The following is an 831-nucleotide window of genomic DNA, read 5'->3' as shown; positions in this document are numbered from 1 at the left end:
GACGCGGCGCTGGTGCCGCAGGCGCTCATGAACCTGCTGGGCCGGGCCGGCGCGTTGCGCTGGCTGTTTGGCGCCATCAGCCACACGCTCTGGCTGGCCGGCCTGGCGGCCGCGCTGGCCACCCTGCTGGTGATGCTGTCCACGGCCAGTTATCGCTTTGTATGGGCCACCACGCTGCTGCAGCCCGATACCTTCGTTTTCCTGACCGGGGCCCTGGGCTGGCTGCCCGCGCTGCTGGGGTTCGCCACGCCCGACGAAGCCATGGTGCGCCTCAGCGATGGCAGCCAGTTGCTGCCGGCAACAGCCCACGCGGAATGGTCAGTGTGGCTGATCGGCGTGGTAACCGTCTATGGCGTGCTGCCGCGCCTGCTGGCCTGGCTGCTGTGCATGGCCCAGGCACGGCGAGCGCGGCGGCAATTGCGCATCGACACCACGTTGCCGGGCTATGCGGCGCTGCGCGATCGGCTGTTGCCGCCCGCGCAGTCCACCGGCATCGACCGGCCGGCGGATCCGCTGCACCAGCCGCACGTGAATGCCGGCCGGCTGGCCAATCTGGGCGACCAGCGCGTCATGGCCGGCCTGGAACTGCCAACCGACTTGCCCTGGCCGCCCGCCTCTGCGCCGGAAGGCACCGTAGATGCAGGCAACCTGGACACGCGCGAACAGCGCAACCGGCTGCTGGACGCCCTGAGCCAGGCCGGCGCGCGCCGCCTGCTGATCGTCTGCGACGTGCGCCAGACCCCCGACCGCGGCACCCTGGGGCTGATTGCCGAGCTGGCCGGCAAGGCCGGCCACACCCGGGTCTGGCTGGCAGGCCCGGCGAACGCGGGC

General features: G+C 72.0%; 1 protein-coding gene. It reads left to right on the top strand.

What is annotated here, in order from left to right; all coding sequences use genetic code 11:
- On the top strand, positions 1-831 hold an 831-nt coding region (locus LPZ50_RS25120), incomplete at both ends, for a DUF2868 domain-containing protein (protein ID WP_230665536.1).

Source organism: Bordetella petrii, from assembly GCF_020991325.1.
GTDB lineage: Bacteria > Pseudomonadota > Gammaproteobacteria > Burkholderiales > Burkholderiaceae_B > Bordetella_A > Bordetella_A petrii_E.
The sequence above is the reverse complement of the archived record's forward strand: the minus strand, read 5'-3'. Positions and strand labels throughout refer to the sequence as shown.